General features: G+C 40.7%; 13 protein-coding genes. 5 read left to right on the forward strand and 8 right to left on the reverse strand.

Features of this window, described 5'->3' with window-relative positions:
- The first annotated feature begins 48 nt into the window (after positions 1-48).
- Positions 49-2,616 (forward strand): ATP-binding protein, encoded by a 2,568-nt coding sequence (locus CYAN7822_RS08385; RefSeq protein WP_013321816.1) that lies wholly within the window; start codon positions 49-51, stop codon positions 2,614-2,616.
- 120 nt (positions 2,617-2,736) lie between these two features.
- On the opposite strand, the gene CYAN7822_RS08390 is transcribed toward CYAN7822_RS08385, so the two are convergent.
- Complete coding sequence (locus CYAN7822_RS08390; RefSeq protein ID WP_013321817.1) at positions 2,737-3,633, reverse strand: hypothetical protein; 897 nt, start codon at positions 3,631-3,633, stop codon at positions 2,737-2,739.
- 243 nt (positions 3,634-3,876) lie between these two features.
- On the opposite strand from CYAN7822_RS08390, the gene CYAN7822_RS08395 reads away from it, so the two are divergent.
- Both CYAN7822_RS08395 and CYAN7822_RS40160 read left to right on the forward strand, forming a co-directional pair.
- Positions 3,877-4,413 carry an RDD family protein gene (locus tag CYAN7822_RS08395; RefSeq protein ID WP_013321818.1) on the forward strand — a complete coding sequence of 179 codons (537 nt, stop codon included), beginning with the start codon at positions 3,877-3,879 and terminating at the stop codon, positions 4,411-4,413.
- 26 nt (positions 4,414-4,439) lie between these two features.
- Positions 4,440-4,562, forward strand: coding sequence for a hypothetical protein (locus tag CYAN7822_RS40160; protein ID WP_280989827.1), 123 nt, complete (start codon positions 4,440-4,442; stop codon positions 4,560-4,562).
- A 411-nt stretch (positions 4,563-4,973) separates the two neighbouring features.
- Here CYAN7822_RS40160 and CYAN7822_RS08400 read toward each other — a convergent pair whose 3' ends face one another.
- The 5 genes from CYAN7822_RS08400 to CYAN7822_RS08420 all read right to left on the reverse strand — a co-directional run bounded on the left by CYAN7822_RS08400 (position 4,974) and on the right by CYAN7822_RS08420 (position 9,477).
- Entirely contained in the window at positions 4,974-6,194 is a 1,221-nt protein-coding gene (locus tag CYAN7822_RS08400; RefSeq protein WP_013321820.1) for an RNA-guided endonuclease InsQ/TnpB family protein, read from the reverse strand.
- Positions 6,191-6,760 (reverse strand): IS607 family transposase, encoded by a 570-nt coding sequence (locus CYAN7822_RS08405; protein ID WP_013321821.1) that lies wholly within the window; start codon positions 6,758-6,760, stop codon positions 6,191-6,193. The genes CYAN7822_RS08400 and CYAN7822_RS08405 overlap by 4 nt, the downstream gene beginning before the upstream one ends.
- A 269-nt stretch (positions 6,761-7,029) precedes the next feature.
- Entirely contained in the window at positions 7,030-8,355 is a 1,326-nt protein-coding gene (gene ctpB, locus CYAN7822_RS08410) for a carboxyl-terminal processing protease CtpB (protein WP_013321822.1), read from the reverse strand.
- 133 nt (positions 8,356-8,488) lie between these two features.
- Positions 8,489-8,944, reverse strand: coding sequence for an NUDIX hydrolase (locus CYAN7822_RS08415; protein ID WP_013321823.1), 456 nt, complete (start codon positions 8,942-8,944; stop codon positions 8,489-8,491).
- Positions 8,941-9,477, reverse strand: a complete 537-nt coding sequence (locus CYAN7822_RS08420) for a hypothetical protein (protein WP_013321824.1) — start codon at positions 9,475-9,477, stop codon at positions 8,941-8,943. The genes CYAN7822_RS08415 and CYAN7822_RS08420 overlap by 4 nt, the downstream gene beginning before the upstream one ends.
- A 113-nt stretch (positions 9,478-9,590) precedes the next feature.
- Between CYAN7822_RS08420 and folD the strand changes: the two genes are divergently transcribed.
- A complete protein-coding gene (folD, locus tag CYAN7822_RS08425; protein ID WP_013321825.1) occupies positions 9,591-10,472 on the forward strand; it encodes a bifunctional methylenetetrahydrofolate dehydrogenase/methenyltetrahydrofolate cyclohydrolase FolD in 882 nt (293 codons plus the stop codon).
- 320 nt (positions 10,473-10,792) lie between these two features.
- The gene (locus CYAN7822_RS08430; protein WP_013321826.1) at positions 10,793-13,132 is read left to right on the forward strand and encodes a protein phosphatase 2C domain-containing protein; all 2,340 of its coding nucleotides are present in this window, start codon (positions 10,793-10,795) and stop codon (positions 13,130-13,132) included.
- Between the two features lie 158 nt (positions 13,133-13,290).
- Here CYAN7822_RS08430 and CYAN7822_RS08435 read toward each other — a convergent pair whose 3' ends face one another.
- Together CYAN7822_RS08435 and CYAN7822_RS08440 are read right to left on the reverse strand one after the other, a co-directional pair.
- Positions 13,291-14,232 carry a serine/threonine protein kinase gene (locus CYAN7822_RS08435; protein WP_013321827.1) on the reverse strand — a complete coding sequence of 314 codons (942 nt, stop codon included), beginning with the start codon at positions 14,230-14,232 and terminating at the stop codon, positions 13,291-13,293.
- A 29-nt stretch (positions 14,233-14,261) separates the two neighbouring features.
- Positions 14,262-15,947, reverse strand: coding sequence for an NAD+ synthase (locus tag CYAN7822_RS08440; RefSeq protein WP_013321828.1), 1,686 nt, complete (start codon positions 15,945-15,947; stop codon positions 14,262-14,264).
- Between the last annotated feature and the right edge of the window lie 55 nt (positions 15,948-16,002).

Raw genomic sequence — 16,002 nt, forward strand, 5'->3', positions numbered from 1 at the left:
AACAGCACTGAGTTCGGAGTCCTCTAGTCCCTGGTAGATGAGTGATTCATGTTTAGTTCTACTGTAACTCTTGATCATTTTATTCAACCTGTTCCTATTTTTGAACCAACCACTGATTTAGACATGATCTTAGCTATCTTCCAGTCTAAACCAGATGAGGTGATAGCTGTGGTCAATGAACAGGGCAAGCTGATGGGGACCATAAGCGGCTCTCATCTGCTTCAATATTTACCCCAATGGTTATCGTATCAGTTATCTGGTAAAGAGCGACAGTTACAGCAGTGCTTGAATGAGTGTAAAAACTTACTCAATCCTTTGATCACCTTACCCGCTCAGATGAGTGTGGGAGAATTTGGCTTATCTTTACCTGAAAGTCCAACTGCGCCCCATCATCTTCAATCTTATGCTTTAGTAGATCAGCAAGAAAAGTTTTTAGGACTCCTCAATGGCTGGAAATTACTGAAGTTTCTTTTTTCTGGGGGCGAGAGTTCTATTCATCAATCACAAAAGAATAACGAGTCTAAACTTGAACAACTCCTATTTGAATTTCTCGAACAATTGCCCATTCCGGTGCTGGTGTCTTCGCAAAAAGGACAAGTAGCCTATCAAAATTCTAGCTGGCATCAACAACTAGGGGATTACCTTCCCTACGATCAGGTCAATCCTAGTTTTTGTCCCTATTTTTCTTTAGTTCCCCTCAGTACAAAGAAGGCAACTTATCCCGAAAAAACGGTAAATTTGGCTGATATACCGGAATCAGAATCGGTTAAAGGCCGTGTTTTGACTAGCGTGCAACTGCTGTCTCGTCAAGGGCAACAGGAACAATCTAATCATCGAGTCGCATTAGAAAAGTCGGATTTATCCGCAAGGCAACCCCGAAATCGGGCACCGGAATTGCTCAGTCCCACTCTATCTAAATCTTGCAGCCATCTGCCTTGGCAATTTATTAAAGTTCCTTTGTCATTTAAAAGCCTTCCTTCTTCTGTTGAACCCAGTTGGTTAGTCATGGCGTTAGACATAACACAACACCAGCGAGTTTGTCAAGATCTAGCTTTGAAAAATTCTGAGTTAATTCAACTCAATCGCCTCAAAGACGAATTTTTTACTTGTATTAGCCATGAACTGAAATCTCCCCTCACGAGTGTGATAGGTCTATCGAGTCTTTTAAAAGAACAAAAATTAGGCAGTCTCAATGAACGTCAAGTCCGCTACAGCGAGTTGATTTATCATAGTGGGCGACAGTTAATGATGTTAGTTAATGATCTGCTCGATTTAACTCGACTAGAAACCGGACAGCTAAAACTCAAACCGATTCCCCTCGACGTGAAAACCATCTGCCAACAAGCTTATCAGACCTTTGAAGAAAGAAATAAGGGAAAAATTGACTTTCCTATCCCTTTTACTTTAGAAATTGACCCAGGCATCGAACAAATCGTCGCGGATGAACTGCGGATGCAACAGATGTTGTTCCACTTGCTCGATAACGCCATTAAATTAAGTAACTCAGATGGGGAAATCGGATTAAAGGTCAATCGTTGGGAAAACTGGTTGGCCTTTACAGTATGGGATACCGGCCTAGGGATTCCTGAAGATTCTCAAAATTTACTGTTTCAACAATGGCAATCTCAAGAAAATCCTTTGAGTGAACAGTTAGAAGGAACCGGTTTAGGATTAGTGTTAACCCAACGGTTAGCTAAAGCTCATGGTGGCGAGATCTCATTTATTTCTAGAAAAGGTCGCGGCAGTCAATTTACTTTATTATTGCCCATCAGTTTGACTCAACAAACCCTAGAGGACAGCCGAAAAACGACGATTACTCAAATATATCCTTTGGTATTAGTGGTAGAGTCGATTTCTACCAGCATTGAACAAATGACCGATTTACTCACTCGTTTAGGATATCGAGTGGTGATCGCTCGTACCGGCACAGAAGCGTTAGAAAAAGCCCGGCAATTGCAGCCAGCAACGATTTTTCTTAATCCTTTATTACCCGTTTTGTCCGGTTGGGATGTCCTAAAGTTACTTAAATCCGATCCCGCCACAAAACAGATTAAAGTCATTGTTACATCATTCCATTGTGATCAGCCCCATAGCGAAAAAGTCGGGGCTGACGGCTTTTTGAGTTTACCTGTAGAAGAATCGAATTTACAAGCCATTCTCCATAAAGCTGATCCGATTGTATTGCCTCAACTGGATCACTTGACGATTTTGCGGCTTCATCCGGACTTAGAACAAAGTGATTGGATGGGATCAGTGATAGATTCTCAGTTTGATTCCTGTTTGGGAAAACAATTATCTCAGTTAAATTGCCGTCTTTTGGAAGCGGATAGTTTAGAGCAAGCGGAGATGATTGCTAGTGTTTGGGATATCAATGTGGTTGTTTTAGATGGCAGAAGTCTTGAAGATCCTTGGAATTATTTACTGGGTTTAAGTCAATGTGAAAATTTAGCGGCTTTACCTTTAGTCACTTTAGATACTGAAATAACTTCCTCAGCCAATAAAATAGAAAAATTATCTGTATTTCCCTGTCTACTTCCCTATCATGAAAATAAAATTGAACAATTATTAGAAGTGATTCAAATTGCGGCTAGAACTCGGTTAAACATACACCATTAAACTCAAATCTACCCAGGTAAGAAACAAAATTTTTCAGAAAATTAGAGAATGATTAAATGAGCAAAGTTACAGAGGTTTAAATAGTCTAATCCTAAGGATATATTCGAAAGTTAAATGGCTTCAATCTTGATCATCGAGAGAGTCATTTTTCTTTCGTTTAATAGAGGCTAGTCCTATTCCGAAAAAGATCACAGTTCCTATGCCTATAGAGGGTTCAGGAATTTCTATTCCTTTAATATAATCTATACCGGCATCTACATCGGCTTGTCCAGTCAATTCCACTTGAACAGACTTAATAGATTTAAAACTAATATTATTGTAATTGGCAAAATCAGTTAGGCTAAATTGGGCTAACCCTCCTGTTCCTATAGCTGTTGTCGATGCGGCTGAATCAAAAATATCTATTGTTCCGTTGCTATTCTTTTTAGCAACCCGAGTTAAAGAAGCAATTTTATTATTAATATCAGTAATGGTGAATTTAATATCTAGTCTAGTATTGAGACTCAGGAGTTTCATCCGGAAATAGTCAATATGATACTGACTGCCCAAGGACCAATCTCCGACTCCCGCACCTGTCAGTCCATTAGTCGCATCCCCGGCATTGTACAGCAACATCGCTTTACTAACGACATTAGTGGAGTTGGTAAGGGTTAAAGAATCTGCTACAGGATCAACAGAGAGACTAGCGGCAGTAGGAAGTTTGAGGGGGTTTTGCAAAGGATTATTGAATTGAAGGGTACGTACACTCCCCAAAACCTCTGAAAGACCCGATTGAGTAACGCTCTTAGGCAGTGTGATATTTTGACCCACACTCACCTTTTGTTGAACGGTAGGACTATTGGTATAGTTGAAAGAATCAAGGTAGAAATTGGCTGCCTTAACTGGGCTGAGATTAAAGCTTAGAGCGCCCATCGCTAATGCGGGTATGAGTAACCGTTTGAATATCACCACTGTATTATGGATTTTATTAAGAGGGTACAGTGATAGTATTCCCAAAAACTTTGTTTGTTTTAGCATTACCTGAAAAAATTTTTTTGAGAAAAGCTAAGTATATTGACATAAATAAAGCCATCTATGTTAAGAAATATAAAACTACTGAAATCCTTTGCTGTTGCCCTTCGGGTGTTGCCGTGCTACCCAGTTAACTTTAATGAGTGTCCACCTATTTAGAGTGGTGATGGAGGAGTTATTAACCTCTAGCTAATAATGTTAGGCTGACAATAATCAATAATATTGCCCTAAATTAATTCAACAACAATTATGTATTTTGACGAACCTTCTTCTCGACGTTTTCCTAAAGTTCCTCTAGATCGACGAGCTTATGCTTTTTTAATCGATTTCGTCAGCGTTTGGTTAATCAGTTCAATCGCTAGTGGTGCTTGGTTCATACAGTTATTAGTATTTATGATCAGTTGGTTTCTGTTGCGGGTAGTGGTAGTGGAAAAAAATAAGGGGCAAAGCTTGGGACGTTGGGCCTTAGATATGAAAGTGATTGATGGTCGATTTAAACGTATTCCAGGAATTGTCGAGTTAGCCAAACGAGAGGGAATTGTTGGCTTAGGGGCTGCGATCGCTATGATCGGGTTAAATATTAATTTTAAAAATGTCCTTTCGATGCTGCTGCTAGTTTCCCCTTTATTAGTAGATTGTGGGGTGGCCGTAGGGGATGAAGAGTTTAACCAGGCCTTTCACGATCAGATTGCTGGCACAGTGATCATTCAGACTAAGCGAGGTTTTTCTCTGGATTTACGTCTGAGAAGAATCTGGTGGGAAGTCAGGGGTAAGTTAAGGAAATAGTTGAACACCGAGCGTAATACGGGACGATGGTAGCCCCGTCCCTTCTCTATCGCTCAGGGCAAGATTTTCAAATCGGGGCGGAAATCGGACGCGACGGATTTATTCCTTCGCTATCGCTCAGTACCGTCAATATTTTTGTAGGTGGATAAAGACTTAATATAATCCCTAAGAATTTCCGACATAGACATCTGACGCAAGAGCGCATAGTCATTTAAGGTTTTATATTCCAAATCTGACAATAACATTTGTAGTCTTTTTGTTCTTGACATATACTCTATTAATGTGTATAACTAGAGTATATCAGAATTAAGTTTCTGAATTAGCTCATGGCTGAAAGTGCTAGAGCATATTCTAAAAAATCCCGAAAGGGTCATATTAGGCGTTGTTTGGTGAGGCAGGAAACTGCTAGGGACGGAGTCGTTCCGAGCGAACTAGCCAAACGATAACGATCAAACCGCAAGCAAGTAAGCGAGTCTGAAAGCAGATGTCCTAATAGTTCGTAAAAGTATAGTCAAATATTACAATAGACATGAACATCATTTCAGATGCTCCCTTCACTTTTACTTCGAGAGATTAATTCTCCTTGGGTGAACTACGCACCTCTCTATCCCATAGCTAAAGGCATTTGGGAATGCTTTTCTTAAAATGTTATAACTAGACATTACGTCACTTTGACAGAGAAACCCGGTATCTGTACGATATAAACCTCTACTAATTCTTTTTCCTGTAAAAACAGGCTTTTCAGTTATTTCCCCATAAACGGGAATCGGGTCTAATTGGAAAAAATTGGATTGGCTAGTATAAGATTCCTCTTGTATAACCACCTGAATTCCTACCAAATTACACTTGTAAGTAATCTGGTCAATTAATCTTGTGTGAGGAATAGATACAAAAGATTGATTATTAACTTTGCCTAATTCACACTCCTGTTTCCAGGAGTCATTTTTTCCAATCACCAAAGTGGAAATCTGCTGCTCAACTAAAAGATTAACTAAATAACGACTTGCTCGATGTAAATAATTATCGATTTTTTGATTTCGGCATCGAGTGAGACGGCTAATTCTCGATGAGCTTTTTCGATTTCCTTTAAGAAGAGATTTAACTTTTGATGAGCGTTTATTGTAGAATTGATTGAGACTTTTTAACGGTCTGCCATTAATCAACAAAGGGACGAATCCCGGTTGATTTGAAGTTACAGCCATTAACACATTTATTCCTAAATCTACACTGGCAATAAAATCATTGGAGCCAGAAAATTGTTCTAATTCTTCATAAATCACCTCGATTACATAACAATCACATTTCGGGACTATTCTCACCTGCGCTACCCGGTCTGGTACTGAGGTAGGAAACGATAGCGAAGTCCCTGATAGCTTAATTCGTCCTTGTTTTAAAGCTACTCGACTGATAGCTTGATTGGTATAAACCAGTAAATTCCTCCCTTTGAAGGGATCTTTGTAACCGGGTAGTTTGGGACGACCCTTAAATTTATTCGGATTGATTTTCAACTCACTTAACCCTTCAAAAAAAGATTTCCAATTGTTATCTAAACCTTGTAACACTTGTTGAGAAACTTTAGCCGGTAGAGCCTTATACTGTTGGGTTTCTTTCATCAATGAAGCCATTTTATTGTAAGACAAATAACCCTGACCGTAGATGAAATTTTGACGAATAAGATAATTAGCCGAGTTGTAGAGATTTTTGGAATGCCAGGATAACCCGTCAATCTCGCTCCAAAATTTATGTCCTCTTTTTATGATATGTCTCTCGGCTAGTTTCATGACTCATCTTTTAACTCGGCTATAATCTTTTCGGTTTTTCGTTTTGAGCGTTTTAGTCCATAAAGACGAGAGCAAAAAGAAGTAATAATGGCGATTAAATCTTCCATTAATTCATCTTGCTTATCCTTACTCAGATTAACAATCTCAAGATTTTTTCCGGTTTCTTTTAAAAGTATTTCTAGGTAGTTTGTTCCAAATCTTGCCAGCCGATCTTTGTGTTCCACTATTAAAATCGTGTAATGGGTATCTGTTAAAATTTTTGCCAGTTTTGGACGGTTATCATTTAAACCGCTACCCACTTCTTTGACGACTTTATAGATTTGATAGCCTCTAGCAATAGCATAATCTTTTAAGCGTTCCGCTTGTCGGTCAAGATTATCTTTATTTTCGGCACTAGATACTCTAGCATAAATACAAGCTATTGGATTAGATTTTTTTTCCTCCTTTTCAGTAATAATAATTGTTCCAGAAGGAAGCTGATAACCTGTTAAATGACCTTTTTGCCACCATCTCCATGCGGTTTGATAACTGACTCCGGCTTGTTTTGCATAGTCTGAGAGCTTCATGGTAAGATCCTACCATGAATGACTATGTTTGACTATATTTTTAGTTAAACTTTACAATACCTCTTAGAGCGGTTGTTTGCAGAGCTAGGAAAAATTAACCAGATAGTCATTTTGTGCAAACAAAATAGGACGAAAAGTTAATTCTGACTCCTAGTCAGAACCCGCGCATCTTCTAGTGCGCGGAGTGACTCAGTTAAGCGTTAACAGTGGGAAAATCGAGATTTGAGTGCATCCAATTCTCCACTGTTAACAGTTAACGCTTAGCAATCTTATTGCGGACGAATGCCAATAGGCTTCACGGGGGTGGCGGGTTGAGCAAAACTATGAGTTTTAATCACAGTAATCGCTCTGCTATATTGAGGATCGGCACTGGTTGCCATTAAAGAGGGATCATTTTGAAGACGAACCTGTTGGTCCATGGTCAAGCCTATCTCCACATCGGGTTTAATGCCTTTTTTGCTAATGTTGGTGCCACTGGGAGGATAATAGCGGGCAATGGTAACCGCTAATCCCGAGCCATCGGATAGACTGTGAACGGATTGTACTGTGGCTTTTCCATAAGTATTGGTTCCCACTACCGTCGCCCGCCCATTTTCTTTGAGCGCTCCGGTTAAAATTTCACTAGCACTTGCTGAACCTTGATTGACTAAGATCACCAGGGGTAAATTCGTTAAAGAAGTTCCATTAGCACTAAACTGACGATTACCACCTCGGCGATCAATAGTGCTGACGATTTTTCCTTCATTCATCCACATTCTAGCGATATCTACACTCGCATAGAGGAGTCCTCCGGGATTGCCGCGCAAATCTAGAACATATCCGGATACATTTTTAGTTTTAAGTTCTTCGATCGCTTGCTTCATTTGCTCGGCGGCATGGGAACTAAACTCATCGAGTTTGATGTAACCGATTTTCAGTTGGTCTTCTTGTTTTAGGGTGTAGCTGACTGAAGGAATTTCTATGTGAGCGCGAGTTAAGGTAACAGCAAAAACCCCTTTTCCTTGACGGGAGAGTTGAAGATTAACGGATGTTCCTTCGGCTCCTTGCATTTCGTCGATGGCTTGGTCTAAACTCATCAGGGCGGTAGGCTTGCCGTTAATTCTGACGATGCGATCGCCGCTTTGAAGACCCGCTTCCTTAGCCGGAGACGATTTGAGGGTTTCTACCACCACGATATCATTGGTGCGTTTATCAATGGCCAAGCGAACCCCTACCCCTGACGTTTCCCCTGATGTTTGGCTAGTTAAGGCTTCAAATTCTTCAGGTTCTAGAAAACGAGTGTAGGGATCTCCTACATCTTTGAGGGCTTTTCGGATAGCGATATAAGCTTGTTTTTTGTTAGTATAAGTTCCACTTAAGAGTTCTTGGCGTTTTTGCAGCCAATCAACATTATTAAAATTTCGATCTACAAATTCATTATTAACAATTTGCCAAACCTCATCAATCAGAGCTTTAGGATTATCCTCTAAAGTTGTAGATTTTTGAGGAGCATTGTCAGCACTCAGTGCAGGAGATAAGAGGGGATTGAAGGCTATAGTAGCGATAGCTCCTCCTAGCAGGAACTTTTGGCAAATTGCACTCATTTTTTGCTTCATGATTGACAACCGGCGACGATTTTTATTTGATACGTTATCAACTCAAACTCAGGGAAATGATAAAAAGATATGATTTTATTTAGATTCTAATTTTCCGCTATAGAACAAGACTTTAACTCAGCTAGGGAAGTTCCTAGGGGTTAAGCTTGGCTTCTGCTTCCATAAAGTCTAGCAAAATGCGTTGATGAATTTCCCCAAGAGAGCGAACTTGATTAATTTTGTGTGAGTAGTAGCATCCAGAACGAACAGCGTCGGCAGTTACCAAAGCTAGGTCTTGTCCTTCAGCTTGGACTAATTGGTTAACACTGACAGTCAAGGGAGCAGAATAGATATAGCGAATAATTTGATCTCCAGTGTAGCAGCGAAATAGCTGAGGTGCTACAACTTCATAACCAATTTCTTCAAGTAATTCTCGCTTCAATCCGTCAGTAGGATTTTCCCCGGCTTCGAGATGACCGCCAAAAAAGCCCCATTTTCCAGGATAAAGGATGTGGGGCAAATCATCGCGTAATTGCATCAAAAATTTCCCCTGTTGATATAAGATAGCGAGGGCGACTCGACGAACAGGTCCAGAGAAATTTTCTTTCATTTTTGGTTCTGTTTATGGTCTAGCAAAAGATGTTCAACGGGTTTGGTTACTGGTTTAGGGGGAGCCGCACTTGGGGAATGGGGCGGTTCAACCGGTTGTGGCGCGGGTGTAGCCGGCTCGGGTTGAGAGGTATATTGAGCGTCCACCTGTTCTAACTCTAAAATATAAAACTCTCCTAATTCTTTGTTACCCACAGGAATACTTTGATAATCCACCTGTCCTTTGATCACCAAAGCTTGACCAGGTTTAGGAAGATTCTGATTAGTGCGAACCCAAACGCTGCCGGTGTGATCTTGTAGTCGGTAAGCTCCACCAGCGAGAAAAGGGGCTTCTTGACTGACTTTCCCTTGAAGGTAAAGGGTAGAACCTTGAGTTTGCTTGGGAGCTTCCCCAATGGGAGTAATGGAATAATCTTTAAAAGGAAGGGCATTACCCAAGTTAGCCAAAGAACTACAGCCAATCAGCCCGCCTACCACAAATGGAAGACTAAGACGTTGCCATAGAGAAGTTTTTAAATAAATTTTAACCAACATTGCCAATTTAGAGCAACCTATTACATAGATATGTTAACTGATAGCAACAGACGATAAATTTCGTCTTAAGATCCAAGTAAACCTATTCGAATCTATCATTGTAATTTTTATCAATGCTTTCTCAAACGGCAAAAATTTTAGATGGCAAAGCATTAGCCCAAAAGATTCAACGAAACTTAAAAGAGGAGATCCAAACCCTACAACCGAAAATTGGTCGCCCTCCGGGGTTAGCGGTTTTGATGGTGGGGGATAATCCAGGCAGTGTGGTCTATGTTCGCAATAAAGAAAAGTCCTGTGCTAAAGTAGGTATCGCTTCGTTTGGTCGCCATTTTCCCACACAAACCGGAGCCGATGAATTAGAAGAGGTGATTGCCGAACTCAATCAAGATTCAAGGGTGGATGGTATTTTAATTCAGTTACCCCTTCCTGAGCATTTAGATGCTATTGCCTTGCTGCACCAAATTAAACCCGAAAAAGATGCAGACGGACTTCATCCGATGAATATGGGGCGGCTAGTGCGGGGAGAAGCGGGACTAAGAAGTTGTACGCCGGCCGGAGTCATGGCTTTACTGTCTGAATATAATCTTCAAGTGAAGGGCAAACAGGCGGTGGTAGTGGGTCGTAGTATTTTAGTGGGAAAACCGATGGCTTTAATGCTCCTAGAAGAAAATGCTACAGTGACGATCGCCCATTCCCGCAGCCAAAATTTAGCCGCTATTACCCGGGGTGCAGATATTTTAGTCGCCGCAGTGGGAAAACCTGACTTAATCACGGCTGAAATGGTCAAACCCGGGGCGGTAGTGATTGATGTGGGAATGAACCGAGTCGTAGATGCTCAAGGAAATGGCCGTTTAGTGGGAGATGTGGACTATGCAGGAGTGGCTCAAGTAGCTGAGTATATCACACCGGTTCCGGGTGGAATTGGGCCGATGACCGTAGCAATGTTGTTGCAAAATACAGTCCATAGCTATCGTCAGAGCATTAATCATCTATAAGCCCACGAGCGAGAAAAAGAGGTGGCAAAAACCCGAAATAAAAGTGAGATTTGTTACCCAGACGCTCTTAGGGTAGGGGTCAGTCTGGGAGAATGTCACGATAAACTAGATATAGATGTGTTGAATGAGTAACGATCTTAAACCCTTGTGGCGAGGTCCTCAACCAACACATTTTAAGGGGTAGACCTTCCGCTTGAGGAACCTCAAAGTCGGGAAATAGAGTCTCAAAAATTGGAGAACTCCCACTCACTCAGAAAAAAAATCCCGGCTCTAGCCAAGCGAAATTCTTTGTCAATCACCCGAGGGAGCAAATAGTTTTCATGGACAATTCCGAGGCCACCCTTCAATGTCAAAATCTTACTTGCCTGGCACCTAATCCTGCAACAAATAAGTTTTGCCAAAAATGCGGGACTCCGCTAGTCAGGCGTTATTTATGGGTACTCGGTGATTGGATTAAAACTTATTATCATCCGGGCAGTGTACTCGAGGAACGCTATCTGTTTAAACAACAGCAAATTGTTCTAGATACCAAACCGGCTCTATCTCCTCAAGCGCCAGAAGAATTTCCCAATCATATCACTCCCTATCTCAAGTTATTTTCTCATAGACTTCATATCCCTCAAATTTATGGTTATATTCCTACACCAGATGAGCGCATAGATATGACGGTCTGGCTGTTAGAATATGGCACAATTCCTACTAATGAGGAGGGAGAGTTAAAATACCCGAATTTACTACCCGAACTGACTCAACTTTGGCCGCAAGCATCGGCACTCAGACAGTTAAATTGGCTTGGACAAATGGCTAAACTTTGGCAACCTTTAAAAAGTAAAGGGGTAGCTTCAAGTTTACTGAATCCAGCTTTACTGAGAGTGAATGATAGAACTTTTCAATTACTGGAATTGCATCTCGATACTAATGTAACAGTCAATTTTAAACAGTTGGGAAAATTGTGGAGTCAATGGGTGACAGACGCTTCTCCTCGAATTCAGAGTTTTTTAGAGCAACTGTGTCAACAGTTGGAAAACGGATTAATTACACGCTCAGAGCAACTGGTATCGATTATAGATCAAGCTTTGTGGCAACTCGGACAATCTCAAAAACGAACTTACCAGATTTTTACATATTCCGATCAGGGTCCGTCTCGAGAACATAATGAAGATAGTTGTTATCCCATTAGCGATCAAGCGATTACCATTGAGCCGCCCAACATTCCTTTAGCCATCGTTTGTGATGGGATTGGGGGACAGGAAGGGGGTGAAATCGCGTCTTCATTAGCTGTTGAGATTTTATCTCGAGAAATGACTCGTTTTTATGGAGAGTCAACCTCTTGGAATCCTCATCACTCGAGTCAAGCGATCGAAAAAGCGATCAGCATTGCCAATGATGAAATTTCTGGGCGTAATGATCAAGAAAATCGCCATGAAAGACAACGCATGGGCACAACATTAGTGGCGGGATTAGCTTATGCTCATGAAATGTATATTGCTCATGTGGGAGATTCTCGGGTTTATTGGATTACACCCTTAAGCTGTCAACAAGTCACCACAGATGATGATCTCGCTTCCCGAGAGGTGAGACTCGGATACTTGGCCTATCGAGATGCAGTGCAATATCCCAATGCAGGAGCATTAGTTCAAGCACTAGGCATGAGCGGCTCAAGCAGTCTTCATCCCACGATACAACGGTTTGTACTGGATGAGAGTAGTGTATTTTTACTCTGTTCTGATGGACTCAGTGATTATGATCGCATAGAACAGTTTTGGGAAAGTGAGATTGTGCCTATTTTGAATGACAATAAAGATGTGACTGAAGTAGGACGACAGTTAATTAAAATTGCTAATGAAAAAAATGGTCATGATAATGTCACGATTGCTCTAATTTACTGTCAGGTAGAGTCTAATGAACAAGAGGATCAAACCCCTTTATCATTTTCAGAATTAGAATCTTCTGTCTCTTCCTTATCAGGCCCAACTTTAATAGAGGATACCCAAGAAATTAAGGCAGCACAAGAGGGCGATGACATCCCAACGGAATTGACTTCAGGTCCGAGTTCTGCAACGATCATCCCACCGGCATCGCCTAAATCTACTCCTGCCCCTAGAGCGGCTAGGTCTGGCTCAGGGTTTCCTTTATCAGTATTATGGGGTTTATTAGGTGCGGCGATTTTGGTGATCATTGGCGGAATTTTTGGACAAAAGTGGTTTTTTCCGGATCAACCCAATGGCGAATCTCCTAGCAGTTCTCCGGCCACATCTCCTGAGTCTCAAAAGTCTTTGGCTAAAGGAGATTTTATTCAAATTACTACTCCTACAGAATTTATTATTAGCCCTGAAAACGCTTCACCTCCTTCAGCAGAAAATAAAATACAAATTTCAAAAGATAATGTTTTTCAAGTTTTAGATACAAAAAATGAGACTGTGTTATTAAAAAACTGTTCTCCTCAAACGGATACCAAGGACAATTGGATTTTACAATCTAGTGTGAATCGCCAAACTTATAAAGTTATTCATCCTATTTCTGATGGGGTTCAATTATCAAAAAATTGTCAGGAGGCTAATTCTCTTGACTCTTCTCCCTCGGTTTCTCCTAGTGGGGTAATCTCTCCTTCCTCTCCAAAAGCAAGCGAGTCTCCCTCGCCGACTCCTGTCCCAAAATAAAAAAATTCTGTTTTAAGTTTACTTTACCTTGTAAAACATCTAAAGCGGCTTGTTCAGATGTTTGTAAGTCTTTCGCTTTGTAGGTGATGCCGCTTCCTCCTTCGCCCAATTTATCTAGGATTTGGTATCAATTGGCAATAAGAGAATGATTCGATGTATTATTCATGGTTATGGGTATAAAACCATATTAGCCCCATCACAGCACCAACCCCTAAGCCTAACCAGACTGGGGTGCGGAACTCGTTCCGCAGTAACGAGCGTCTTTTTGCTAACTCTCCCTCTCGCACTAAGTTAGGATTTTTTAGGGCACTTAACGCTTGAGTAGCTGACTGAAAGCGGCTTTCTACATCGGGTTCCAAAATTTTCTCTAACCAGTCGGCGAACTCTTCCGATAGCTGAATACGAGAACGAAAGTCTAGGGTTAACCCATCTTCTGACAACTCACTCGGGGAATGATGAGTCAGTAAATAGAGTAAAGTTGCCCCTAAACTGTACAAATCTGAAGCCGGAACCGCTTTTCCTTGTGCCTGTTCTATAGGCATATAGCCAAAGGTTCCTACAGTGGTATTTCCCCTGATAACAGTATTGTAGTAACGCTGCTGTACTGCCCCAAAATCCACTAAAAAGAGTTTTCCTTCTGCTGAACGAATGAGGTTATGGGGTTTAATATCCCGATGAATAACAGGGGGGTTTAAATCATGTAGATAAGCCAAAATATCGAGAATTTGAACCGCTATTTCTTTGACTTGTGCTTCGGTTACCCGCCATCCCTGTTTTACCCATTGGGCGAGGGTTTTACCGGGGGCTAACTGTTGCACAATATAAAAAACTCTATCGGTGTCGCTGTCAATTTCAAAATAATCTAAATACTGGGGAATTGCAGGATGATGCAGTTTTTTTAAAACTTCTACTTCTCGTTCTAATAATTCTAGCTGTTTGGCATCAATTAAGCCCCGTAGGGAAATGGCTTTAAGGGCGATCGTTTCTCGGGTTTCGAGGTGTTGCGCTTCATAAGTTGTCCCCATTCCCCCTTTACCCAAGACGCGAATGATTTGATAGCGTTGGGCAATAATATTGCTTGTTTGATGGTGATCGGGCATAATTTTCAGGCTAATTCCCCATTTAAATCTTAACTTAACCAACGACTAGCGATCGGCATTCGCCAACCGGTGCCAAAAGCGCGATCCGTTATTTTTAATCCAGGTGGTGCTTGTTTGCGTTTAAATTCTGCTCTCATGACTAATTTCATCACCTTTTTAACCACTTCAGCATCATAACCAGCATCGACAATTTGAGGGATAGATTGATGTTTATTAATCATCCGATACAAGATATCATCTAATATTTCATAAGGCGGCAAGGAATCTTGATCTTTTTGATCGGGTTTTAATTCAGCGCTTGGCGGTTTAATTAAGACATTGTGCGGAATAATTTCTTGTTCACGATTTAACCATTGACAGATGTCATAAACTCGGGTTTTGGGAACATCAGAAATAACGGCTAATCCCCCATTCATATCACCATATAGGGTACAATATCCCACTGCCATTTCTGATTTATTTCCTGTGGAAAGAAGAAGATAACCAAACTTATTAGCAATGGCCATCAATAAATTGCCCCGGATGCGAGATTGAATATTTTCCTCAGCGATACCAAATGGGGTTCCAGTAAATAAAGGTTCTAGCATCTGATCATAAACTTTCATGGCTGGTTCGATGGGCAATTGATAACTTTTAATGCCTAAATTTTTGGCTAAAGCTTCTGCATCAGTAATAGAATGATCTGAACTATAAGGAGAAGGCATTAAAACCCCTAAGACATTATCTTTTCCCATCGCTTCGGCGGCTATTGCCGCTACTAAAGATGAATCTATCCCCCCACTTAATCCTAAAACTACTTTAGTAAAGCCGCATTTACGCGCATAATCTTTTAACCCTAAAACCAAAGCCGCAAATATTTCGGCTTCTTCGATTTCAATAAAAGGCTGGATAAATGCCGCTAATAAATCTTGTTTTTCTGGGCAAAATTCTAAAATTTTTACGTCTGTTTCCAACGCTTTTGCGCGGCAAAAAACTTCGCCTTGACGGTTAACGGCAAAACTATTGCCATCAAAAATTAAATCATCATTACCGCCCACTTGATTAACATAAAGAATAGGCACATGATATTTAGCCGCACTATAAGTCAACATCGACTCTCGTAGTTTTTGTTTTTTGACACTATAGGGAGATGCGGATAAATTGACCACAAAATCCACTTCTAATTGCACTAAATCTTCAATAGGGTTCACTTCATAAGTTTGTTTCCCCCAAAAATCTTTATCATTCCATAAATCCTCACAAATTGTCACACCAACTTTCACAAAATTTTCCGATTCAGGAGTGGGAAAAATTGTAAAAGCATTACTTTGTCTTCCCGGTTCAAAATAACGGTCTTCATCAAAAACATCATAAGTGGGTAAGAGACGTTTATGAAAAATTTGTTTAACTTTTCCTTCATCTAAAAGAGCAATACTATTATATAAAGGTTTTTCGCCTCGACTATCAGCATCGGTATTTGCTTCAACTGTTCCCACTAAAACCGCTAATTGAGGCGGGATTTTTTCGGCTAAATTTTCTAACTCTACTGACAAAGAATGAACAAAACTCGGATTTAATAATAAATCTTTCGGAGGATAACCACACAAAGAAAGTTCAGGGGTTAATAACAGGCGAACTCCTTGACTAGCGGCTTGGTGGGCGGCTTCTAGAATATTGTTAGCATTACTCCATAGGTCGCCTACAGTGGGATTAAGTTGTGCAATAGCAATTTTCATAGTGGTTTTTATTTATTAATTGGTACTATTCCTAGGGCACAAGCAAGAGTGCCCC

Origin of the sequence: Gloeothece verrucosa PCC 7822, from assembly GCF_000147335.1 — a bacterium.
GTDB classification, from domain to species: Bacteria; Cyanobacteriota; Cyanobacteriia; order Cyanobacteriales; family Microcystaceae; genus Gloeothece; species Gloeothece verrucosa.

What these genes read in the sequence shown, in the direction of transcription:
- CYAN7822_RS08385 (WP_013321816.1), top strand. Translation starts at nt 49, where the DNA reads ATGTTTAGTTCTACTGTAACTCTTGATCATTTTATTCAACCTGTTCCT.
- CYAN7822_RS08390 (WP_013321817.1), bottom strand. Translation starts at nt 3,633, where the DNA reads ATGCTAAAACAAACAAAGTTTTTGGGAATACTATCACTGTACCCTCTT.
- CYAN7822_RS08395 (WP_013321818.1), top strand. Translation starts at nt 3,877, where the DNA reads ATGTATTTTGACGAACCTTCTTCTCGACGTTTTCCTAAAGTTCCTCTA.
- CYAN7822_RS40160 (WP_280989827.1), top strand. Translation starts at nt 4,440, where the DNA reads ATGGTAGCCCCGTCCCTTCTCTATCGCTCAGGGCAAGATTTTCAAATC.
- CYAN7822_RS08400 (WP_013321820.1), bottom strand. Translation starts at nt 6,194, where the DNA reads ATGAAACTAGCCGAGAGACATATCATAAAAAGAGGACATAAATTTTGG.
- CYAN7822_RS08405 (WP_013321821.1), bottom strand. Translation starts at nt 6,760, where the DNA reads ATGAAGCTCTCAGACTATGCAAAACAAGCCGGAGTCAGTTATCAAACC.
- ctpB (WP_013321822.1), bottom strand. Translation starts at nt 8,355, where the DNA reads ATGAAGCAAAAAATGAGTGCAATTTGCCAAAAGTTCCTGCTAGGAGGA.
- CYAN7822_RS08415 (WP_013321823.1), bottom strand. Translation starts at nt 8,944, where the DNA reads ATGAAAGAAAATTTCTCTGGACCTGTTCGTCGAGTCGCCCTCGCTATC.
- CYAN7822_RS08420 (WP_013321824.1), bottom strand. Translation starts at nt 9,477, where the DNA reads ATGTTGGTTAAAATTTATTTAAAAACTTCTCTATGGCAACGTCTTAGT.
- folD (WP_013321825.1), top strand. Translation starts at nt 9,591, where the DNA reads ATGCTTTCTCAAACGGCAAAAATTTTAGATGGCAAAGCATTAGCCCAA.
- CYAN7822_RS08430 (WP_013321826.1), top strand. Translation starts at nt 10,793, where the DNA reads ATGGACAATTCCGAGGCCACCCTTCAATGTCAAAATCTTACTTGCCTG.
- CYAN7822_RS08435 (WP_013321827.1), bottom strand. Translation starts at nt 14,232, where the DNA reads ATGCCCGATCACCATCAAACAAGCAATATTATTGCCCAACGCTATCAA.
- CYAN7822_RS08440 (WP_013321828.1), bottom strand. Translation starts at nt 15,947, where the DNA reads ATGAAAATTGCTATTGCACAACTTAATCCCACTGTAGGCGACCTATGG.